The organism is Streptomyces sp. NPDC102279 (assembly GCF_044766365.1).
Taxonomy (GTDB): Bacteria; Actinomycetota; Actinomycetes; order Streptomycetales; family Streptomycetaceae; genus Streptomyces.
This window is the reverse complement of sequence record NZ_JBIWLU010000005.1, coordinates 179498-200858: the sequence shown is the minus strand read 5'-3', so window position 1 is coordinate 200858 and position 21361 is coordinate 179498. Positions and strand designations below refer to the sequence as shown.

The 21361-nt window shown below is 73.9% G+C and carries 20 protein-coding genes; 12 read left to right on the top strand and 8 right to left on the bottom strand.

Going from position 1 to position 21361, the window contains the following annotated elements:
• Window positions 1-4: 4 nt before the first annotated feature.
• Entirely contained in the window at window positions 5-1123 is a 1119-nt protein-coding gene (locus tag ACIRQH_RS13870) for a hypothetical protein (protein ID WP_404225872.1), read from the bottom strand.
• A gap of 163 nt (window positions 1124-1286) precedes the next feature.
• Here ACIRQH_RS13870 and ACIRQH_RS13865 point away from each other — a divergent pair, with 163 nt between their 5' ends.
• Window positions 1287-3842: a helicase-associated domain-containing protein gene (locus tag ACIRQH_RS13865; protein ID WP_388872283.1), complete on the top strand. Its 2556-nt coding sequence runs from the start codon at window positions 1287-1289 to the stop codon at window positions 3840-3842.
• Window positions 3843-4129: 287 nt separating this feature from the next.
• A complete protein-coding gene (locus ACIRQH_RS13860) occupies window positions 4130-5779 on the top strand; it encodes a DNA repair helicase XPB (RefSeq protein WP_358819078.1) in 1650 nt (549 codons plus the stop codon).
• Window positions 5780-5831: 52 nt separating this feature from the next.
• Here ACIRQH_RS13860 and ACIRQH_RS13855 read toward each other — a convergent pair whose 3' ends face one another.
• Complete coding sequence (locus ACIRQH_RS13855) at window positions 5832-6026, bottom strand: hypothetical protein (protein ID WP_358819077.1); 195 nt, start codon at window positions 6024-6026, stop codon at window positions 5832-5834.
• Between the two features lie 577 nt (window positions 6027-6603).
• Between ACIRQH_RS13855 and ACIRQH_RS13850 the strand changes: the two genes are divergently transcribed.
• Window positions 6604-8601: a HelD family protein gene (locus tag ACIRQH_RS13850; protein WP_388930864.1), complete on the top strand. Its 1998-nt coding sequence runs from the start codon at window positions 6604-6606 to the stop codon at window positions 8599-8601.
• Between the two features lie 79 nt (window positions 8602-8680).
• On the opposite strand, the gene ACIRQH_RS13845 is transcribed toward ACIRQH_RS13850, so the two are convergent.
• Entirely contained in the window at window positions 8681-9403 is a 723-nt protein-coding gene (locus ACIRQH_RS13845) for a copper homeostasis protein CutC (RefSeq protein WP_358819075.1), read from the bottom strand.
• A gap of 157 nt (window positions 9404-9560) precedes the next feature.
• Window positions 9561-10238, bottom strand: a complete 678-nt coding sequence (locus ACIRQH_RS13840; protein WP_358819074.1) for a maleylpyruvate isomerase family mycothiol-dependent enzyme — start codon at window positions 10236-10238, stop codon at window positions 9561-9563.
• A 48-nt stretch (window positions 10239-10286) separates the two neighbouring features.
• Here ACIRQH_RS13840 and ACIRQH_RS13835 point away from each other — a divergent pair, with 48 nt between their 5' ends.
• The 3 genes from ACIRQH_RS13835 to ACIRQH_RS13825 all read left to right on the top strand — a co-directional run bounded on the left by ACIRQH_RS13835 (window position 10287) and on the right by ACIRQH_RS13825 (window position 13564).
• Window positions 10287-10994, top strand: a complete 708-nt coding sequence (locus tag ACIRQH_RS13835; protein WP_358819073.1) for a hypothetical protein — start codon at window positions 10287-10289, stop codon at window positions 10992-10994.
• A 234-nt stretch (window positions 10995-11228) separates the two neighbouring features.
• On the top strand, window positions 11229-12437 hold the full coding sequence (locus tag ACIRQH_RS13830; protein ID WP_358819121.1) for a Cmx/CmrA family chloramphenicol efflux MFS transporter: 1209 nt from the start codon (window positions 11229-11231) through the stop codon (window positions 12435-12437).
• A gap of 20 nt (window positions 12438-12457) precedes the next feature.
• Window positions 12458-13564: a GNAT family N-acetyltransferase gene (locus ACIRQH_RS13825; RefSeq protein ID WP_388872275.1), complete on the top strand. Its 1107-nt coding sequence runs from the start codon at window positions 12458-12460 to the stop codon at window positions 13562-13564.
• 64 nt (window positions 13565-13628) lie between these two features.
• Here ACIRQH_RS13825 and ACIRQH_RS13820 read toward each other — a convergent pair whose 3' ends face one another.
• Both ACIRQH_RS13820 and ACIRQH_RS13815 read right to left on the bottom strand, forming a co-directional pair.
• Window positions 13629-13895: a DUF4031 domain-containing protein gene (locus ACIRQH_RS13820; protein WP_358819071.1), complete on the bottom strand. Its 267-nt coding sequence runs from the start codon at window positions 13893-13895 to the stop codon at window positions 13629-13631.
• The gene (locus ACIRQH_RS13815) at window positions 13892-14287 is read right to left on the bottom strand and encodes a hypothetical protein (protein ID WP_358819070.1); all 396 of its coding nucleotides are present in this window, start codon (window positions 14285-14287) and stop codon (window positions 13892-13894) included. The genes ACIRQH_RS13820 and ACIRQH_RS13815 overlap by 4 nt, the downstream gene beginning before the upstream one ends.
• A 57-nt stretch (window positions 14288-14344) precedes the next feature.
• Here ACIRQH_RS13815 and ACIRQH_RS13810 point away from each other — a divergent pair, with 57 nt between their 5' ends.
• From ACIRQH_RS13810 to ACIRQH_RS13795, 4 genes are all read left to right on the top strand, one after another.
• The gene (locus tag ACIRQH_RS13810) at window positions 14345-15265 is read left to right on the top strand and encodes a MurR/RpiR family transcriptional regulator (protein WP_358819069.1); all 921 of its coding nucleotides are present in this window, start codon (window positions 14345-14347) and stop codon (window positions 15263-15265) included.
• Window positions 15266-15422: 157 nt separating this feature from the next.
• Complete coding sequence (gene murQ, locus ACIRQH_RS13805; protein ID WP_358819068.1) at window positions 15423-16358, top strand: N-acetylmuramic acid 6-phosphate etherase; 936 nt, start codon at window positions 15423-15425, stop codon at window positions 16356-16358.
• A 16-nt stretch (window positions 16359-16374) separates the two neighbouring features.
• On the top strand, window positions 16375-17775 hold the full coding sequence (locus ACIRQH_RS13800) for a PTS transporter subunit EIIC (RefSeq protein ID WP_358819067.1): 1401 nt from the start codon (window positions 16375-16377) through the stop codon (window positions 17773-17775).
• A 34-nt stretch (window positions 17776-17809) separates the two neighbouring features.
• Window positions 17810-18397: a hypothetical protein gene (locus tag ACIRQH_RS13795; RefSeq protein WP_358819066.1), complete on the top strand. Its 588-nt coding sequence runs from the start codon at window positions 17810-17812 to the stop codon at window positions 18395-18397.
• A 55-nt stretch (window positions 18398-18452) separates the two neighbouring features.
• Here the strand turns inward: ACIRQH_RS13795 and ACIRQH_RS13790 are convergent, their stop codons facing one another.
• The gene (locus ACIRQH_RS13790; protein WP_404226149.1) at window positions 18453-18830 is read right to left on the bottom strand and encodes a hypothetical protein; all 378 of its coding nucleotides are present in this window, start codon (window positions 18828-18830) and stop codon (window positions 18453-18455) included.
• A 139-nt stretch (window positions 18831-18969) separates the two neighbouring features.
• Here ACIRQH_RS13790 and ACIRQH_RS13785 point away from each other — a divergent pair, with 139 nt between their 5' ends.
• Window positions 18970-19809: a Scr1 family TA system antitoxin-like transcriptional regulator gene (locus ACIRQH_RS13785; protein ID WP_388872265.1), complete on the top strand. Its 840-nt coding sequence runs from the start codon at window positions 18970-18972 to the stop codon at window positions 19807-19809.
• Window positions 19793-19999: a DUF397 domain-containing protein gene (locus tag ACIRQH_RS13780; protein WP_358819064.1), complete on the top strand. Its 207-nt coding sequence runs from the start codon at window positions 19793-19795 to the stop codon at window positions 19997-19999. Before ACIRQH_RS13785 ends, ACIRQH_RS13780 begins: the two co-directional genes overlap by 17 nt.
• 69 nt (window positions 20000-20068) lie before the next feature.
• On the opposite strand, the gene ACIRQH_RS13775 is transcribed toward ACIRQH_RS13780, so the two are convergent.
• A complete protein-coding gene (locus ACIRQH_RS13775; RefSeq protein WP_388874857.1) occupies window positions 20069-21190 on the bottom strand; it encodes an NADH:flavin oxidoreductase in 1122 nt (373 codons plus the stop codon).
• Window positions 21191-21361 lie beyond the last annotated feature (171 nt).

Genomic DNA, 21361 nt, shown 5'->3' with positions numbered 1-21361 from the left:
GGGCTCAGCGGCGGCGCTGGGAGCGCCAGACGAGGTACAGGGCGGAGGCCACGGCTGCCGCGCGGACGACCCAGGGCCAGGTCTCGGCCATCGCGTCGCTCATGTGACCTTCGGCCACGGGGTCGCCCCAGCGGCCGTTCTGGCGGCCCCAGAGCCAGACGAGGCCGGCCGTGACCGCGAGGCCGGGCAGGACGAGGACCGCCAACTTCGACTCCCCGGGGGTGAGCCGGCGGGAGCCGTAGGCGATCAGCCAGCCGAGGCCGAGGGCGAACCAGTTGCCGAGCACGGCGCCGGCGACCAGGAGGACGGCGGCGAGCAGCAGGAGCGGGTTGGTGGAGCCGGCGAGGAGCGATCGGCGACGTACGACGACGGGGGCGACGACCGTCGCGTCCACGGCGCCCGGTGCGGCCGCCTTCGCCCGGCGCTTCGTGCCGAACCGGGCCCAGCGCCCTCCCCTGACCTTGCCGTTGTCCGTCCCGGCGGTCCGCGCGGCCTTCTCCGCTGCCGCCTCGGCCGCCTCCTCCGCCGTCGGGTCCTTCGCGGCGGGCGGCGGCTTGAGCAGTTCGGGGATCTCCACGCCGCCGGTGAACCCGGGCACGCTGTCGCCGAGGCCGAAGGGGCTGCCGGTGACCCGCCACCAGTCCGGCTGGGTCGCGCTGTCGCCCAGTTCGTACGCACTCGCCAGATGGGGCGGGGAGGGGATGTCGGCCCCCGCTTCCCCGGGGGGCACGGTCTCGGGGGGCGCGGTCCCGGCGGGGCGCGGGCGGGGCACGACGCGGCGCAGTCCCTTGGGGCGCTCCCGCGGGGTGTCGGAGCGCTGGGCGGGTACGGCGGCCCAGGTGTCCGTGGACGCCGCGGGGGCGGTGCCCGAGGGGGAGGCGGAGCCCGGTGTGCCGCCCGCTCCGGCCGCGGAGACGACGGCGTCGGGGGTGCCGAGCCGTTCGAGGAGGCGGCGGACGGCGACGGGGCTGTCCGCGGTGTCCTTGGCCCTGCTGCGGTCGATCTCACCGCGCAGCTCCGTGACCAGGCGCATCCGGGTCGCCGACGGCAACTGCCGCTGCTGGGCCAGGTCGCCGACCCGGCTCAGGTAGTCGAAGACCAGCTGGTCGCTCTCGATCCCCACGAAGTCCCCTCCGGGGCCGGTGCGTTGGATTCCCCGTGGTGACGAAGGTACCGGTTTTTCCGCGCCGGGAGGGGGCCGCTCCGTCCGGGGAACGCGCCCGCCGGGTACGCGTCCAGGCGTGCGGCGGGGTCTCGGGGGCAGGTCACCCGCTACCGTTGACAGGATGAGCCCCGAGACGACCGCCCCGCGGTCCCTGGCGGAAGCACTCCGGGCGCGGGACGACGCCTCGCTGTCCGCCTTGCTGCGTTCCCGTCCCGACCTGATCACGCCCGTCCCCACGGATCTCACCCAGCTCGCCACCCGGGCGGGCACCCGGGCTTCGGTGGTGCGCGCCCTGGAGCGGCTGGACCGGTTCGCGCTCCAGACGGCCGAGGCTCTGGCCGTGGCCCCGGAACCGGCCGCGTACGGGGAACTGCTCGGGCTGCTGGCGGGGGACGACGCCGAGCCCGCTGTGACGGCGGCCTTCCCGCACGCCCTCGGGACGCTCCGCGAGCAGGCCCTGGTCTGGGGGCCCGACGACCGGCTGCGGCTCGTGCGGACGGCCCGCGAGCTGCTCGCGCCGTCCCCGCAGCATCCGTCCCCCACGGGGCTCGGGCCCACGGTCGCCGAGGCCACCACGGGCATGTCGCCGGGCCGTATCCAGGAGATCGTGGCCGCGGCGGGGCTCGCGACGACCCATGACTCGGTGTCGGCGGTGGTGTCCCTGAGTGGCCTGTTCGGCGACCGGGGCCGGATGTCCGCGCTGCTCGACGAGGCGCCCGCCGATGCGGTGGAGGTGCTGTCGCGGCTGGTGTGGGGGCCGCCGTACGGGCAGGTGACGGCGGACCCGGCGGCGCATCTGCGGTGGCTGATCGACCGGGGGCTGCTGCTGCCGACGGCGCCCGGCACCGTCGTCCTGCCGCGGGAGGTGGCCCTGCATCTGCGGGCGGGCCGTGCGCACCGGGTGACGGAGCCGGCGGCGCCCGCGGTCGAGGCCGCGACGACGCACCGTCCACAGGTTGTGGACGCCGCCGCGGCCGGTCAGGCGTACACGACACTGGCGACGGTCGAGGAGCTGTTGAAGGACTGGCACGAGGGAGGTCCCGCCGTGCTGCGCGCGGGCGGGCTGAGCGTGCGGGACCTGAAGCGGACGGCGGTGGCGCTCGACGTCGCCGAGCCCGTCGCCGCGTTCTGGGTGGAACTCGCCCATGCGGCGGGCCTGGTGGCGTCCGACGGCGAGGCCGACGAGCGGTACGCGGCGACACCGGCCTACGACGAGTGGCTGGAGCTGCCGGCGGCCGAGCGCTGGGCGCGGCTCGCCTCGGCGTGGCTGGCGGCGACCCGCACGGCGGGGCTGGTCGGCGGGCGGGACGCGAAGGACCGGACGCTCTCGGCGCTGGGCCCCAACCTCGACCGTTCGGCGGCGCCCGAGGTCCGCCATCGTGTCCTCGCACTCCTCGGCACCCTGCCCGAGGGCTCCTCGCCCGCCCCGGACTCCCTGCTCGCCCGGCTGTACTGGGAGCGTCCGCCGCGCGGTGCCCGGACCCCCACGGACGACCTGCGGACCCGGCTGGCCCGGTGGACCCTGTCCGAGGCGGAGCTGCTCGGGGTGACCGGCCGGGGCGCGCTGTCCGCGCAGGGGCGGGCGCTGCTGGGCCTGCCGTCGTCGGCCGCCGTGGAGACGGTGGAGGCGTCGGGGCCGGGAGCCAAGCTGCCCGCGCACAAGCGGCACCACCCGGCGGACCGTGCCGTGACCGGTGCCGTGCCCCGCTCCCCCGCCGAGCAGGCCGCCGCGGCGGAGCGGGCGGCCCGGCTGGTCGCGCCGCTGCTGCCCGAGCCGCTCGACCACGTGCTGCTCCAGGCGGACCTGACGGCGGTCGCGCCCGGCCCGCTGCAGCGTCCGCTGGCCGACACGCTCGGGGTGCTCGCGGACGTCGAGTCCAAGGGCGGCGCGACGGTCTACCGCTTCACGCCGGGCTCCGTACGCCGGGCCCTTGACGCCGGGCGTTCGGCCTCCGACCTGCACGCCTTCCTCGCCGCCCACTCCCGTACGCCGGTCCCGCAGCCGCTCGCCTACCTGATCGACGACGTGGCGCGCCGCCACGGGCACCTGCGGATCGGGGCGGCGTCGGCCTACGTCCGCTGCGACGACGACGCCATGCTCAGCGAGATCCTCGCCGACAAGCGGTCGCAGGGGTTCCGGCTGCGCCGGCTCGCGCCCACGGTGCTGGCCGCGCAGGCCGACCCGGCGGCTCTGCTGGAGGGCCTCCGGTCGATGGGCTTCGCGCCGGCCGCCGAGTCCGCCGAGGGTGACGTCCTGATCACCCGGGCGCACGCCCACCGCACGCCGCCGCGCACCGCCCCGGAGCCCGTCCCGGACGGCCCGCCGGTACCCGACGCGACGCTCCTCGGAGCGGCGGTCCGCGCCATCCGGGCCGGGGATCTCGCCTCGACGACCCCGCGCAAGGAGGACCCGGCCGGGGACGGCCCGGCCACCGGCGAGCTGCCCCGCACCAGCTCCGCCGAGACCCTCGCCACCATGCAGGCGGCCGTTCTCACCGGTGAGTCCCTGTGGATCGGCTACGTCAACGCCGAGGGCTCCGCCAGCCAGCGGGTCATCGCCCCCATCCGTGTCGAGGGCGGCTTCGTCACCGCGTACGACCACACGGCGGACGAGGTCCGCACCTATCCGCTGCACCGGGTGACGGGAGTGGCGGAACTGGCGGACGACCAGCCGTGACGCGGCCCGCCGCGGGACGGGCCGCGGGCCGCGGGCGCGGGGGGACAGCGGTGCGGCCCGTGGCGCAGGACCGTGCTCGGGAACACCGGGTGTGGGCCGCCCCGCCGAACTCCTGGACCGAGCGGCCACGGCCGGCTGACGGGGGCGGACACGGCCGCCTGACAGGGGTGGGCGCGGGGCCGGTACCGGGACGGGCCGACGACCAGCCGTGATCACCCCCCGGTAAGGCACACTGGACGTTTGGCCGAGCATCCGCGCCGGGTGCCGCCACGCAGAAAGGGACGGGTGTGAACGGACCCCTCATCGTCCAGTCCGACAAGACGCTCCTGCTCGAAGTGGATCACGAGCTGGCCGACGCCTGCCGTCGTGTGATCGCCCCCTTCGCCGAGCTGGAGCGGGCTCCCGAGCACATCCACACCTACCGCGTCACCCCCCTCGGCCTGTGGAACGCGCGGGCCGCCGGGCACGACGCCGAGCAGGTCGTGGACGCGCTCGTCGAGTTCAGCCGGTATCCGGTCCCGCACGCCCTGCTCGTGGACATCGCCGAGACGATGGACCGCTACGGCCGGCTCACGCTCAGCAAGCACCCCGCGCACGGTCTCGTCCTGACCACCACCGACCGGCCCGTCCTCGAAGAGGTGCTGCGCTCCAAGCGCGTCGCGCCGCTCGTCGGCAGACGGATCGACGCCGACACGGTCGCCGTGCACCCCTCCGAGCGCGGCCAGATCAAGCAGACGCTGCTCAAGCTCGGCTGGCCGGCCGAGGACCTCGCCGGGTACGTCGACGGCGAGGCCCACGCCATCGACCTCGCGGAGGACGGCTGGGCGCTGCGGCCCTACCAGAAGCAGGCCGTGGAGAACTTCTGGCACGGCGGCTCCGGTGTCGTCGTCCTGCCCTGCGGCGCGGGCAAGACGCTGGTCGGGGCCGGTGCCATGGCGCAGGCCAAGGCCACCACGCTCATCCTCGTCACCAACACCGTCTCCGCGCGGCAGTGGAAGCACGAGCTGGTGAAGCGGACGTCGCTGACCGAGGAGGAGATCGGCGAGTACAGCGGTACGCGCAAGGAGATCCGCCCGGTCACCATCGCCACCTACCAGGTGCTGACGACCCGGCGGAAGGGCGTCTACCCGCACCTCGAACTCTTCGACTCGCGCGACTGGGGACTCATCCTCTACGACGAGGTGCACCTGCTGCCCGCGCCGGTCTTCAAGTTCACCGCCGATCTCCAGGCCCGCCGCCGGCTGGGACTGACCGCGACCCTCGTCCGGGAGGACGGGCGCGAGTCGGACGTCTTCTCCCTGATCGGCCCCAAGCGGTTCGACGCGCCGTGGAAGGAGATCGAGGCGCAGGGCTACATCGCGCCCGCGGACTGTGTCGAGGTGCGGGTGAACCTCACGGACGCGGAACGGATCGCGTACGCGACGGCCGAGACGGAGGAGAAGTACCGCTTCTGCGCCACCACCGCGACCAAGCGGAAGGTGACGGAGGCGCTGGTCAGGAAGTTCGCGGGCCAGCAGATCCTGGTGATCGGCCAGTACATCGACCAGCTCGACGAGCTGGGTGAGCACCTGAACGCGCCCGTCATCAAGGGCGAGACCAGCAACGCGCAGCGGGAGAAGCTGTTCGACGCGTTCCGGCAGGGCGAGATCAGCGTGCTCGTGGTGTCCAAGGTCGCGAACTTCTCCATCGACCTGCCGGAGGCCACGGTCGCCATCCAGGTCTCGGGCACCTTCGGGTCCCGCCAGGAGGAGGCTCAGCGTCTGGGCCGGGTCCTGCGGCCGAAGGCCGACGGCCACAAGGCCCACTTCTACTCGGTCGTCGCCCGGGACACCATCGACCAGGACTTCGCCGCGCACCGCCAGCGCTTCCTGGCGGAGCAGGGGTACGCGTACCGGATCATGGACGCCGACGACCTGCTGACCGACAGCGGGAGCTGACGGGAGGCGCCTGCGACGCGGGCGGTCACAGGGTCGGGCGGGGTACGGCGGGTCAGCGGCGGCGGACGCCGGCTTCCTCGCCGTACTCGCCGAGCAGGACGACGTCGACCGCGGCGCCCGCGAAGACCTTCACGGCCCGCAGGGCGTCGCCGAAGCGGTGGCGGTGGTGGGCGGAGGTGACGGCCGTCGCCCCGCGGGCGGCGGCGCCGGGACGGGCAGGGCCTGGGGTGAAAGTGGCTGCACTCATACCTCCATGGTGCGATCCCCGGCCCCGAACGGCGTCGGTCTTCCGACCGAACCTGGGCATCCCCCGCGTCCACCCCCGGTGCCGCCCGCCGTACACCTCACGACGGACAGCGCCCCCTAGGGGCCCGGGGCCCGACCCTGACGAGCGGCGGGCCGTTCCCCTCCCCGGCGGGATCCGGCGCCGCCCGCAGTCGCAGCGGGAGCCGTCCGTGAGGGAGCCCTGCGCCGCGACGCGGGAAGGCCGGACCGGTCCGGCGGCAAACCCGGAGCCGGAAAACCCAGTGGCACCGGCATCCGTCCCTCACCTAGAATCCCCGCTCTTGCCCGCCTCCCTTCGCGGAGTGCCGCCGTCCGGCCGGAAACCGGACGGCATCCGGAATCGCGCACGGATTCCACGGAGATCCAGGCCCGAACCGCCTGGACCGTCCGAGCCACCGCATCACTCCCGCAGCAGGTCCCCGGAGGCAATTCCCGTGTCCACCCTGTCCGACGGTCCGTCCGGCGCACCGTCCGAAGCCGGCGATCCCCTCTCCCGCGAACGTTCCCACCTCGGCCTGTCCCGTTCAGCGCTCCGCGCGATGCGCGAGGACGCCGAGAACCTCGACATCCGCGACGTCACCGCGAACTGGGTGAACGCCGAGGTCCTGCACCGGCAGATCGGGGAGCGCATCAAGGCCCTCGCCGACCTCAGCCACACCCCGCTGTTCTTCGGGCGCCTCGACTACCTGCACGCGCCGGGTGCCGACCGGGCGGAGGGTGCGCGGGGCGAGCGGTTCTACATCGGGCGCCGGCACGTGCACGACGCCGACGGCGACCCGATGGTCATCGACTGGCGCGCCCCGGTCTCGCAGCCGTTCTACCGGGCCTCGAAGAAGGACCCGATGGACGTCGGGCTGCGCCGTCGCTTCGGCTACACCGGCGGCGACCTCACCGCCTACGAGGACGAGCACCTCTCCGACCCCGCCGAGGCGGCGGCCACCAGCAAGCTGCTCCAGCAGGAGATCGAGCGCCCGCGTGTCGGCCCGATGCGCGACATCGTGGCGACCATCCAGCCCGAGCAGGACGAGATCGTACGGTCCGGGCTGTCCGGCTCGGTCTGTGTGCAGGGCGGCCCCGGCACCGGGAAGACCGCTGTCGGCCTGCACCGCGTCGCGTTCCTGCTGTACGCGCACCGGGACCGGCTGGCCCGCACCGGCACCCTGGTGATCGGGCCGAACAAGTCCTTCCTGCACTACATCGAGCAGGTGCTGCCCGCCCTCGGCGAGCTGGAGGTCCGGCAGGCGACCGTCGACGACCTCGTCGCGCATGTCGAGGTGCGCGGCAGCGACGACGCGCCGGCCGCGGTGATCAAGGGCGACGCACGGATGGCGGAGGTGCTGCGCCGGGCCGTCCGCTCGCACGTGACACTGCCGACGGAGCCGGTGATGGTCGTCCGGGGCTCCCGGCGCTGGCGGGTCGCGGCGTACGAACTGGAGGAGATCGTGCGCGAGTTGCTCGCCCGGGACATCCGGTACGGCGCCGCGCACGAGGCTCTTCCGCAGCGCATCGCGCACACCGTGCTGGTCCAGATGGAGCGCTCCGGGGAGGCGCCGGACGACCGGGTGCAGGACGCCGTCGCCCGGAACGCCGCGGTGAAGGCGGCCGTCAAGGCGATCTGGCCGCAGGTCGACCCGGCCAAGCTGGTGCTGCGGCTGCTGAGCGACGCGGACTTCCTCGCCGCCCACGCGGAGGGGCTGCTCGACGAGGCCGAGCAGAAGGAGATCCTCTGGGCGAAGCCGGTGCGCAGCGTGAAGGCCGCGAAGTGGTCGGCGGCCGACGCCGTGCTGATCGACGAGGCCACCGATCTGGTGCGGCGCACGCACTCGCTCGGGCACGTGGTGCTCGACGAGGCGCAGGACCTCTCCCCGATGCAGTACCGCGCGGTGGGCCGGCGCTGCACGACGGGTTCGGCGACCGTGCTCGGTGACCTGGCGCAGGGGACCACTCCGTGGGCGACCCGGAGCTGGGCGGAGGCGCTCGGGCATCTGGGCAAGGGGGACGCCGTCGTGGAGGAGCTGACGGCGGGTTTCCGTGTCCCCACGGACGTCATCACGTACGCGTCCCGGCTGCTGCCGCACATCGCGCCCGGTCTCGCGCCGGTCGCGTCGGTGCGGGAGAACCCCGGCTTCTTCGAGGTCCGGGCGTCCACCGGGGACGGTGAAGTGGTCGACGCGGTCGAGGAGTTGCTGGACCGCGAGGGCTCGATCGGGCTGATCGCGGCGGACGCCCGGATCCCGGCGCTCGCGCAGGCGCTGGCGGCGGCCGGGCGGACGTATCTCGGGCCCGGCGAGGAGACGACGGCCGAGACCCGGCTGACCCTCGTGCCGGCCTCGCTCGCCAAGGGCCTGGAGTACGACTACGTGGTGCTCGACGAACCGCGGGCCGTCGTCGACGGCGAACCGGACGAGCGCACCGGCCTGCGCCGCCTGTACGTCTCCCTCACCCGAGCGGTCTCGGGCCTGATCGTCACGCACGCGTCCCCGCTGCCGGCGGAGCTGACCGATTCCAGCGGGGAGTTCAGCCCCTCCGGCGTCTGAGGAGCGGGGTGCCCGAGGGCAGCACCCCCGGGTACGGGAAAGGCAGGGGCGGAGGGACGGGAATCCCCCCGCCCCCGGACTACGCGTGCAGCGGCGCGCGGGCGTCGACGGCGGCCCGCCACTCCCGGACCGCGACGGCGGAGACCGGCCCGGTCCAGCCGAGGGGCCGGGCGGCGCCGCCGATGTGGAAGGCGTCGACCCCTGCCGCGCGCAGCTGGGGGACATGGTCGAGGCGCAGGCCGCCCCCGACCATGATCCGCTGCTCGTACCCCGGTTCGCCGCAGCGCCCCGCCTCGGCGGCGAGCACGGGAAGGCCGTCGTCGACGCCCGTCGCGGACCCGGCGGTCAGATAGCCGTCGAGACCCGGCAGGCCGGCGAGCTGCCTGCGCAGGGCGTCGCGGTCGGCTGCGCGGTCGATCGCCCGGTGGAACGTCCAACGGCAGCCGTCGAGTTCGGCGGTGATCCGCTCGACGGCGGCCAGGTCGGGGCCACCCCGCTGGTCCAGGAAGCCGAGCACGAACTCGTCGGCGCCCGCCGCCCGCAGCTCGCCCGCGGCCCGCACCAGCGCCTCGACGCCCTGCTCGCCTCCCGAGGCGAAGCCGTCCGACAGGCGCAGCATCACGCGCAGCGAGATGTCGACGGAGGCACGGATCCCGGCGAAGGTCTCCACCGGGGGCGTCAGCCCGTCGGCGGCCATGTCGGTGACCAGCTCAAGCCGGTCGGCTCCGCCGTCCTGAGCGGCGACCGCGTCCTCCACGCCGAGGGCGATCACCTCCAGGAGTGCGCTCTTCCGCTCGCTCATCGGACCTCTTCCTTGGGCGGCTACAGGTCTAGTCCAATCCCAAGAGTACGCGCGCGGGCACGGGGGCGCGAGAAGCCCCGGCCGGGCCGAGGGTTTTCCCCGTCCGCCCGGCCCCGCCCTGCGCCGCCCCGCCCCGTGCTCACGTGTCCCCCGCCCTTCACCCGAACAGGTTCAGCTCCGTCTCCTTCGCCCCGACCAGCTCGTACGCGGCCGTCTGCGGGACCGGGCGTCCCGCGTACAGCCGTACGAGCGTCGCGGCGTCGCCGATGTAGCGGGCCGGGGGCCGGTCGCCGGGGACGCCGCCCAGGCGCAGCGGGTCGTCGAGGTGGTCGAGGTCGGCGTGCAGCGGCAGGCGGTCCCGTTCCCGGCTGACCCGGGCGAGGAGGGTGAGGGCGTGCGGAAGCCCCGCCCCCTCGTAGGCGCCCGGTTCGCCGAGGGCCTCCCGTACGTCTCCGGCGTGCACCCACTCTCCGAGCGCGACCGCGTCGAGGGCGCCGTCGGACCGGGCGATCGCCGCGCCGGCCTCGGTCATCCCGCGCTCCAGTTCGTCGAGGACCCGGGCTGTCGGCCAGTCGCCGCGCTCGGCGATGTCGCGGTCGTTGGACTCGGGGCTGAACACCCCCCGTTCGAAACGGCTCTCGACGACCCGGGCCAGCACGGCCGAGCAGTGCGCCACCACCTCCCGCACCGTCCAGGCCGGGCACCCCGCGGTCGGCAGCGCGAAGTCCCCCTCGGGCCTGGCCCGCAGCAGCGGGATCAGCGCGTCGCGCTCGGTATGCAGGAGCAGGCCGGGCAGTTCCGGGTCCCGTACGTCGTGTGCGTCTCCAGGAATCATGGGTCCACCGTAAGAAGGGACGCGGCGCGGGGCGAGCAGAATGGCGGTATGGCAGCAGAGAGCAACCGCAGGCCGGGCGCCGACAGCCCCCGGCATCCGGCCCGCGCGGACCTGGCGAAGCGCTGGGCGGAGACCGTACGGGCCGCCCGCGACGGCGCGGACGGTCCGGGACCCTCCCCGGAGCCCTACGCGGAGAACCTCCTGGACCGCTGGGCCGAGCCGCAGCGGCGATACCACACCACCGACCACCTCCTCGCGGTACTCGACCGCGTCGACGTGCTGGAGGCGCACGGGGAGCGGCCCTCGGACCCGGCCGCGGTACGCCTCGCGGCCTGGTTCCACGACGCCGTGTACCTGCCGGACCGCTCGGAGAACGAGGAGCGGTCGGCGCGGCTGGCCGAGCGCGCGCTGGCCGAGCTGGGCGTCGGCGCGCGGCGCACCGCCGAGGTCGCCCGGCTGGTCCGGCTGACCGTCTCGCACGACCCCGCCGACGGCGACGGCGACGGCGCCGTCCTGTGCGACGCCGACCTGGCGATCCTGGCCTCGCCGCCGGCCGCGTACGCCGCCTACGCCGCGGCCGTCCGCGAGGAGTACGGCTTCGTCCCCGACGACGCCTTCCGGGCGGGCCGGGCGGCCGTACTGCGTCAACTCCTGGATCTCCCACGGCTGTTCAGGACGTCGTACGGAGAGCGGGTGTGGTCCGGTCCCGCCCGCGGGAACCTCACGGCCGAGCTGGCGGCACTGACGGAGGGCTGAGCCCCGGGCCGCCCGCGCCGCAGGTCCCCCGGCTCCGGCGCCGCCCCGGCCCGCCTCCGGTACCGCGTCCCCCTCCCGTCGCACCACCGCCCACCGCCCCGTCCGTCATCCGGGACGGCGGGGAAACCGTTCGACGGCACGCTCCGGACGCCGTACGAAGGAGGCATGCCTCCGAGCCGCGGTTCCCTGACGCCGGACATACCCGCCACCGGTCCCCCCGGTGCCCGCCCCCGTATGCCGCTGTCCGTCTACATCCTCGCCCTGTCCGTCTTCGCCCTCGGCACCAGCGAGTTCATGCTGTCCGGGCTGCTGCCGCCCGTCGCGGAGGACCTGGGCGTGACCATTCCGCAGGCCGGACTGCTGATCTCGGCGTTCGCGATCGGCATGGTCGTCGGGGCGCCGCTGCTCGCCGTCGCGACCCTGCGCCTGCCGCGCCGGGCCACCCTCGTCGCGCTGATCGCCGTGTTCGGGCTCGGCCAGGTCGCCGGGGCTCTCGCGCCCACGTACGCCGTGCTGTTCGCCTCACGGGTGGTCAGCGCGCTGGCCTGCGCCGGGTTCTGGGCGGTCGGGGCGGCCGTCGCCGTCGCGACGGTGCCGGCGACGTCGCGGGCCCGGGCGCTCGCCGTGATGATCGGCGGCCTGTCGGTCGCGAACGTCCTCGGCGTGCCCGCCGGAGCGTTCCTCGGTGAGGGGCTGGGCTGGCGCTCCGCGTTCTGGGCCGTCGGCGCCGCGTCCGCGATCGCGCTCGTGGGCATCGTGAGCCTGGTGCCGGCCCTGCCCCGGCCGGCCGAACGGCCGCGGATGAAACGGGAGATGCACATCTACCGCGACCGGCAGGTCTGGCTCTCCATCGGCACGATCGCGCTCGCCGCGGCCGGTGTCTTCTGCGCGTTCAGCTACCTCGCCCCGCTGCTCACCGATGTCGCCGGCCTCGACGACGGCTGGGTGCCGACCGTGCTGGCGCTGTTCGGGGTGGGCGCGCTCATCGGGACGGCGATCGGCGGGCGGTTCGCCGACGCGCACCTGTTCCGGGTGCTGATCCTGGGGATGGCGGCCGACACGGTCGTGCTCGTCGCGTTCGCCCTCCTCGGGCGCCACGCCGTCGCGGCGGTGCTGCTCTCCTTCCTCCTCGGGGTCGCCTGCTTCTGCACCGCCCCGGCCCTGAACGCGCGGATGTTCGACGTCGCCGCCGCCGCTCCCACCCTGGCCGCCGCCACCACCACCGCGGCCTTCAACCTGGGCAACACCGCGGGCCCCTGGCTCGGCGGGGCGGTCATCGACGCGGGGCTCGGCTACGGCGCCACCGCCTGGGCGGGCGCGGCCCTGACGACGGCGGCCATCGCCCTGGCCGTCGTCTCGCTGCGCCTGCAGCGCCGTACGCCGGGATCACGGATCGTCGGAACCGGGAGCGCGACGGCCGATCCCGTGTGTTCCGAGGCGTGATCCGTCCTATCCTCGGCCGCATGGGAGACACGGGTGGGGACCAGGTGGAGGCAGCCGTCCGGGACTGTGCCGCGCTGCTGCGACCGGCGGCCGGGCTGGACTGGAACGGCGTCAGGGCGGGAGGGCTGGAGTGGGACTGCCGGCGGACCGCCGAGCACATCGCGAGTGATCTCGTCGCGTACGCGGGCCAGTTGGCGGGGCGGGCCACCACGGCGTACGTGCCGTTCGAGATCACGCTGGACGACGGAACCGACAACGCGGGGGCCGTCGACGTGATCGAGGCGACCGGCGGACTGCTCGCCGCCGCCGTGCGGACGACTCCGCGCGAGGTACGGGCCTTCCACCCGCACCCGTTCCGCAGCGCGAACCGCGAGGGCTTCGCCGCGATGGGCGTCGCGGAGATCCTGCTGCACACCCACGACATCGCCGAAGGGCTCGGCCTCGCGTACCGGCCGCCGGCCGAGCTGTGCACCTGGGTCCTGGCCCGGATCTTCCCGCACGTCCGGCCCGAACCGGGCGCCCCCTGGAACACCCTCCTGTGGGCCACCGGACGGGCCGACCTGCCCGGCCGCGCCCCGGTCACCGAGTGGCGCTGGCGCAACAACCTGGTGATCGACGCCGAGCGGCTCACGCTCCAGGGCGTCACCCCGGCCGCCGCCGCCGATCTCCGCGCGGGCGGCACCGGCGGCTTCGCGTGGATCGAGGGCGGCCCGTTCGAGGGCACGCGGGACGCCGCGGGCATGGTGGTGAAGGCGTACGAGGCGGGGACGCACCGGCCCGAGTGGGGCATGTTCGCGCTCGTGCGGCGCGAGGACGGGCAGGCCGTCGGCGGGATCGGCTTCCACGGGGTGCCCGACGAGGAGGGGCGCGCCGAGGTGGGCTACGACCTCGCGGAGACCGCGCGCGGCCGGGGTTACGCGACCGAGGCGCTGTGCGCCCTCGCGGAGCACGCCCTGGCCCGCGACGACGTGAAGCTCCTGTTCGCGGCCATCGAGCAGGACAACGCCCCCTCCCAGCGCGTGATCGCCCGCGCCGGCTTCACCCGGGTGAGCGAGGACGAGGAACGGGCGGCGTACGAACTGCACGATCTGGAGCCGTCGTTGCGGCTGTACGTCCGCGAGAGCTGAGCGGGCCGCCCGCTTCGCGTGAGCGGGGCGGGCGGCGCACCCGCGGGAGCCGGGCCGGGACCGGTCAGCCGGTCGTGCCCTTGCGCCGCCGCAGTCCCGCACCGTGCAGCAGCCGCACCACCTCGCGGCTGTTGACCTCGACGGCCCCCGCCGCCACGGCGGCGGCGTAGCGGTGCGAGGGGATGTCGTAGTGGTCGCGCTCGAAGGCGCGGCGGGGAGCGCCCAGCGTCTCCGCGAAGGCGTGGAGTTCGTCGTAGGAGACGTCGCTGATCAGGTGGGACCACACCCGGCCGTGGCCCGGCCAGGTGGGCGGATCGATGTAGACGGTCACGCGGGCGGGCCCGAGCCGGTCGCCGAACTGAGGGAGCCCACCGGGGAGACCTTCACGCCGGCCTGGTGGCACACCCAGTGCGGGTCGGGTCCCAGTTCGGGCTCGACCTCCAGGGCGTGCGGGTCGCCGCTGCCGCAGACCGGGCAGAGCGGCCACCGCCCGTGCCGCTCCAGGAGCGCGTCCTGGACGTCCTGGGCGACGAGCCCGGCGACGAATCCGGCGCCCTCCGGCCACTGCTCGACCCACCAGCGGCGCTGCACCACCGACTCCTCGACGAGGGAGACGACGTCCGCCTCGGCGACCCGGCCCGCGATCAGGTCGGCGAGCACACGGGCACGAGCCGCGTGGAGCGCCTGTTCCAGAGGGCTGAGGGCGTTGTCGCTGGGGTCCATGCCCCCCATTGTGCGCACCCTTGACCGTATGCCCCAAAGGAAAATATCTTTCATCATGTGACCCAGAACGTGAAGGAAATTTTCGCGGGCGAGGCTCCTCCCGCCCCTGCCGCCCTCGCGGCCAAGGTGCGGACCCTCGCCCCCTCGATGACGCGCTCCATGCAGCGGGTCGCCGAGGCCGTCGCCGGTGATCCGGCCGGCTGCGCGGCCCTCACGGTCACCGGGCTCGCCGAACTCACCGGCACCAGCGAGGCGACGGTCGTGCGCACGGCCCGCCTCCTCGGGTATCCGGGCTACCGGGACCTGCGCCTCGCGCTCGCCGGGCTCGCCGCCCAGCAGCAGTCGGGCCGAGCCCCCGCCGTCACCGCCGACATCGCGGTCGACGACCCCATCGCCGACGTCGTCGCGAAGCTCGCCTACGACGAGCAGCAGACCCTCGCCGACACCGCCGCCTCGCTCGACACGGTGCAGCTCGGCGCGGCCGTCGCCGCCATCGCGGCCGCCCGCCGCATCGACATCTACGGCGTCGGCGCCTCCGGCCTGGTCGCGCAGGACCTCTTCCAGAAGCTCATGCGGATCGGTCTGATAGCCAACGCGCACAGCGACCCGCACCTCGCGGTGACCAACGCGGTGCAGCTGCGCGCGAAGGACGTGGCGATAGCCATCACCCACTCCGGCTCGACCGGCGACGTCATCGAACCGCTCCGGGTCGCCTTCGAGCACGGGGCGACGACGATCGCGATCACCGGGCGTCCCGGCGGACCGGTCACGCAGTACGCCGACCACATCCTCACCACCTCCACCGCCCGCGAGAGCGAGCTGCGGCCGGCGGCCATGTCGTCGCGCACCAGCCAGCTCCTCGTGGTGGACTGCCTGTTCGTGGGGGTCGCCCAGCGCACCTACGAGACGGCGGCGCCCGCGCTGTCCGCCTCCTACGAGGCACTGGCGCATCGCCATACTCCGCGCCGCGGCCGATAACCGCCGCGCGGGACACAAACCGGGGGACTTGATTCAGCAGGGAGACTGCGGTCCGTGGGCGGCCTGACGCCACCCGCGTGACGGTGCCGTACGTCGTCCCGGCCGCGCCCCTTCCCGGGCGCGGTACGACACCTCACCGGAAAGAGCCGCTCCCGTCATGACCTCCATGTCCAACTACGGTGATCTTCGAGCAGAGTTGGAGACGCTGACCACCGAGGCGTTCCGCCCCGAACTGTCCGAGATCGACCGGCTGCCCACGCTGGAGATCGCCCGGCTCATGAACGGGGAGGACGCAACGGTGCCGACAGCCGTCGCCGCGCAGCTCCCGCTCATCGCCGCCGCGATCGACGGCATCGCGGAGCGCATGGCCCGCGGCGGGCGCCTCGTCTACGCGGGCGCCGGTACCGCGGGCCGCCTCGGCGTGCTCGACGCCTCCGAGTGCCCGCCCACCTTCAACACCGACCCCACCCGGGTCGTCGGCATGATCGCGGGCGGCCCCGCCGCCCTGTCCACCTCGATCGAGGGCGCGGAGGACTCCCGGGAACTGGCCGCGGCCGACCTGGACGCCATCGCGGTGACCGCCGACGACACGGTGGTCGGCGTCTCCGCCTCCGGCCGCACCCCGTACGCGGTGGGCGCGGTCGAGCACGCCCGCTCGCGCGGCGCGCTGACGGTCGGCCTGTCGTGCAACGCGCACAGCCCGCTCGCGGCCGCCGCCGACCACGGCATCGAGGTCGTGGTGGGCCCCGAGCTGCTCACCGGTTCCACCCGGCTGAAGTCCGGCACCGCCCAGAAACTCGTGCTCAACATGCTGTCGACGATCACGATGATCCGGCTCGGCAAGACGTACGGGAACCTGATGGTCGACGTGCGGGCCTCGAACGAGAAGCTGCGGGCCCGCTCACGGCGGATCGTCGCACTCGCGACCGGCGCCTCGGACGAGGAGATCGAGCAGGCGCTCGCCGCCACCGACGGCGAGGTGAAGAACGCGATCCTGACGATCCTCGGCGAGGTGGACGGGCCGACCGCCGCCCGCCTTCTGGAGGAGAGCCAGGGCCATCTGCGTGCCGCGCTGGCGAAGGCGTCCGGCTGACGAGCACGCTCGGGGAGTGCGTACACCGGACTCCACCACAGCCACCGCGATCCTCCCCCTGGTGGGCGGCCCCGCGAACGTCCTCACCGTCGCCCACTGCATGACCCGGCTCCGGCTGGGTCTGCGGGACCGGAACCTCGTCGACGAGGACGCCCTGCGGGCGCTGCCCGCCGTCCTCGGCGTCGTCGCGGACGACGACAGCTACCAGATCGTGCTCGGCCCCGGCACGGTCGCCCGGGTGACCCCGGAGTTCGAGGCACTGCTGACGCCCGCGGCCGAGCGTCTCGCGCTGCGCGGCGCCGAGCTGAAGGCCGACCGGACCCGGCGCAACGCGACGCCTCTCAAGCTGCTGCTGCGCCGGGTCGCGGACATCTTCGTGCCGCTCATCCCGGCACTGATCGGCTGCGGAGTGATCGCGGGCCTGAACGGCCTGCTGGTCAACCTCGGTGTGCTGACGGGCATCACGCCCGCCCTCGCCGTCATCGCCGGCGGCTTCATGGCGCTGATCGCCGTCTTCGTCGGCTACAACACCGCCAAGGAGTTCGGCGGAACCCCGATCCTGGGCGGCGCGGTGGCGGCGGTCGTCGTCTACGCAGGGGTCGCCAAGGTGACCGTGTTCGGCATGACGCTGGCCCCCGGCCAGGGCGGCGTCCTCGGTGCACTGGCCGCCGCCCTCCTCGGCACCTACGTCGAGAAGTGGTGCCGACGCTGGGTCCCGACGGCCCTGGACGTCCTCGTCACCCCGACGCTGACCGTGCTGCTGACCGGCCTGGTGACGCTGTACGCCCTGATGTACGCGGCCGGTGAGCTGTCCTCCGCCATCGGGACGGCGGCCGACCGGCTCCTGTCCACCACCGGAGCGTTCGCGGGCCTCGTCCTCGGCGCCCTGTTCCTGCCGCTGGTGATGCTCGGCCTGCACCAGGCCCTCATCCCCATCCACACCACGCTCATCGAGCAGCAGGGGTACACCGTCCTGCTGCCCGTCCTCGCCATGGCCGGCGCGGGCCAGGTCGGCGCCGCCCTCGCCGTGTACGTACGCCTGCGCCACGACACCTCGCTGCGCACGACGATCCGCTCGGCACTGCCCGCCGGCCTCCTCGGCGTCGGCGAACCCCTCATCTACGGCGTCTCGCTCCCCCTCGGCCGCCCCTTCCTCACCGCGTGCGCGGGCGGAGCCGCGGGCGGCGCCTTCATCGGCTTCTTCTCGATGCTGGGCGACCAGGTCGGCTCGACCGCCATCGGCCCCTCGGGCTGGGCCCTGTTCCCGCTGCTGTCCGGCAACCGGGGCCTCGGCCTCACCGCGGCGATCTACGCGGGCGGCCTGCTGACCGGGTACGCCGTCGGCTTCGCGGCCACCTACTTCTTCGGCCTGGACCGCCGGACACGCGTCCGGCCCCCGGAACCGGCCGCCGCGTGACCGCACTGTCGGCGGCGCGTGCGACGCTGGGACCATGAACCACGCACAGCTGACCGCCCTCGGGCGCGCCCTGCGGGTGCTCGGGGAGCACGGCGACGCCCTGAGCGCCGACAGCCCCGACGCCAAGCTGCACGAGGTCAAGGCGGACCTGAAGCGGGCCCTGGACCTGCTGGAGGAGACGGTGACGACGGCCGCGCCGACCACCCGCTGCTCCGAGCATCCGAACGGCCCGGTGGACGAGAGCGCCCCCGACCGCTGCCTGCTCTGCGAGACCCGCCGCCGCGCCGCCCGCCGCACCGAGGTCAACGACGCGTACACGCACGGCCGGACACCCGCGCCGGACGAGCTCCCCGACCGCGCCATGTCCCGGTACGGGGTCCGGGGCGACCGTCCCCAGCCCCAGCAGCGCTGGCTCCCTGAAGTGTGGACCGGCCAGGAGTGGCACCTGTGCGGCACCCCGCGCCGCGACCGGCACGAGGCGGAGCGCTATCTCGCGGCCGAGCGCCGTACCCCCCGCCCCGGCATGGCCTACCGCCTCGTCCACGAGTTCACCGACTACGAGGTGCTCCGCATCTGGGGCACCCCGGTCAAGGTGGACATCGAGCCCATGGGCAACCTGTAGCCGTCAGGGGTGACCCGGGAGGGTCTCCTCAGCGGTGACCTCCCGGACCCCTTCCTCACGGCAGCCGCGTCTCCGTGTTGAGCCGCCGCACCCGTGCCCGCAGCCCGTCCCCCGGTGCCGCCTCCCCGAGGGACTCCGGCGGGCAGTCCCACTCGCATCCGCCACCCGGCGGCCGCAGTTGGACGAGTCCGCCCTCGCGCCCCATCACCTGGCCGAGCCGCCCGTCCCGCACGTCGACCGCGTACTCCACGCAGGCACGCAGCACGGCGGTCAGCTTCTGCGCGGTCCCGACGTTGCAGCGGCCGAGTGCGACCAGGGCGAACGGCTCGTCGCTCGCCCCGGTGACCGGATCGACCCGCAGCGACGGCAGCACCACCCCGACGCCGGTCAGCGCCGCCCGCAGCTCCGCCACGATCTCCTCCGTCGGCCGCATCCGTGTACCCGGCGTCATCTCCATCGGACCGTTCCCTCCACGCTGAGTGTTCGCTTTCACCACCCAGCGTGGCCATCACCCCTCTAACCTGGCCAGAGTCGGCGTCCCAACAACCCCAGCTGTGTGACAGGGAGTCGCCATGCCCGGACCGAAGGACCTCGACCCCTCCTCCTCACCCCGCGCGATGATCGGAGCGGAGTTGCGGTACGCCCGCGAGAACGCGGGGCTCTCTCAGGCGGAGCTGGGCGAACCCCTTTTCGTGAGCGGCTCGTTCATCGGTCAGCTGGAGGCGGGGACCCGGCGGCTGCACCTCGAATACGCCGTCCAGATAGACGAGATCCTGGGCACGAAGGGCTTCTTCGAGCGCAACTGCAGGGCCCTGGCCAGGTCGAAGTACCCGGACCACTTCGCGGAGGCGGCGGAGGCAGAGGCGATCGCATCGGGGATCAGGGAGTACGCGCCTCTGCTGATCCCAGGACTACTGCAGACGGCAGGCTATGCGCAGGCCGTATTCCGCGGAGGCCGCCCGACCGCCACAGCAGACGTAATCGAGGATCTGGTCACAGCGCGACTTGAACGGGCTCAGATCCTGGAAGATCCAACAACCCCACTGTTGTGGGCAGTTCTGGACGAAGCCGTCCTACGCCGACAGGTTGGCGGCGCGGACATCATGGTTGAAGCCCTACGGCACATCGCGGCGCTCGCGAAGCGACACCGGATCATCCTCCAGGTACTGCCGTTCGAGGCGGGCGCCCATATGGCCATGGGTGGCTCTCTCAAGCTGATGGCGTTCGAGGACGCACCCTCACTCGCCTATCTGGAGGGCTTGGGCACAGGCCGACTGGAGGACTACCCCGGAACGGTCACCAGCTATGAGCTGACCTTCGACCTACTCGGGGCCAGCGCGCTCTCACCGTCGGAATCCCTAGCCCTGATCGAAGCAGTGGCAGAGGATTACTCGCATGAGGAACAACCCTGAGTACCCCCTGAACGACACCACTTGGCACAGGTCCAGCTACAGCGATGCCAGCGGCGGAAACTGCCTCGAAGTCGCCGAAGGTCACCCCACCCTCGTCCCCGTGCGGGACTCCAAGAACCTCGGCCCGGTGATCGCCTTCGGCGCCGTCGCGTGGGCCGTGTTCGTCGGGCACGTCGGCAGCGACGGCTGACCGGCGCGGGAAACGAGAAGGGGCGGCGCCCGCGTCACAGCGGGCGCCGCCCCTACAGCCAGGCTCGGATCAGCTGAGCGTGCGCAGCGCGGCGGCGTCGTACGGCTTCAGGTCGTCGAAGCGGCCGGCCAGGACCTTCGCGGCCCACTCCGGGTCCTGGAGCAGCGCGCGGCCGATGGCGACCATGTCGAACTCGTCGCGCTCCAGGCGGTCGAGGAGGTCGTCGATGCCCCGCACCGAGGAACCCTCGCCCTGGAAGGCCTTGAGGAACTCGCCGTCCAGGCCCACGGAGCCGACGCTGATGGCGGGCTTGCCGGTGAGCTTCTTCGTCCAGCCGGCGAGGTTGAGCTCGGAACCGTCGAACTCGGGCACCCAGTAGCGGCGGGTGGAGGCGTGGAAGGCGTCCACCCCGGCCGCGGCGAGCGGGGCGAGGATCGCCTCCAGCTCCTCCGGGGTCTCGGCGAGACGGGCGTCGTACGCCTGCTGCTTCCACTGCGAGTAGCGGAAGAGCACGGGGAACTCGGGCGAGACGGCGGCGCGGACCGCGGCGACGATCTCGGCGGAGAACTTGGTGCGGGCGACCGGGTCGCCGCCGTAGGCGTCGGTGCGGCGGTTGGTGCCGGCCCACAGGAACTGGTCGAGCAGGTAGCCGTGGGCGCCGTGCAGCTCGACGCCGTCGAAGCCGATGCGCTCGGCCTCGGCGGCGGCCTTCGCGAACGACTCGATGACGTCGTCGAGGTCCTGCTGGGTCATGGCCTTGCCGGTGACGTCCGCGCCCTCGGTGGCGAGGCCGGAGGGGCCGACGGCCGGGGCGTCCGCGAAGGGCGGCTCGCCGGCCTGGCGCACCATGCCGATGTGCCACAGCTGCGGGACGATCGTGCCGCCGGCCGCGTGCACGGCGTCGGCGACCTTCGTCCATCCGGCCAGCTGGTCCTCACCGTGGAAGCGCGGCACCCGGTCGCTCTGCCCGGCCGAGTCGTGGCCGACGTAGGTGCCCTCGGTCACGATGAGGCCGACGCCGGCCGCGGCGCGGCGCGCGTAGTAGCCGACGACGTCCTCGCCCGGTACGCCACCCGGCGAGAACATCCGGGTCATCGGGGCCATCGCGATCCGGTTCGGGACGGTCAGACCGTTCAGGGACACGGGGCGGGCAAGGATGTCGGCTGCGCGGGACGCGGCGTCTGCGGTCATGTGGGGGCTCCTCGAAGAGCTCGTCGGTGGCAGGTCGGGCGTTCTGCGGGGCGGAGGATTCCACGCGGTATGTGCGCATGCATCGACTGCCCGTCAGCGTCAACCACCACATCCGGCACCACATTCCGGCACGCCCGCACGGTCCACTGTGATCCGGGCCACGCGCGCCGA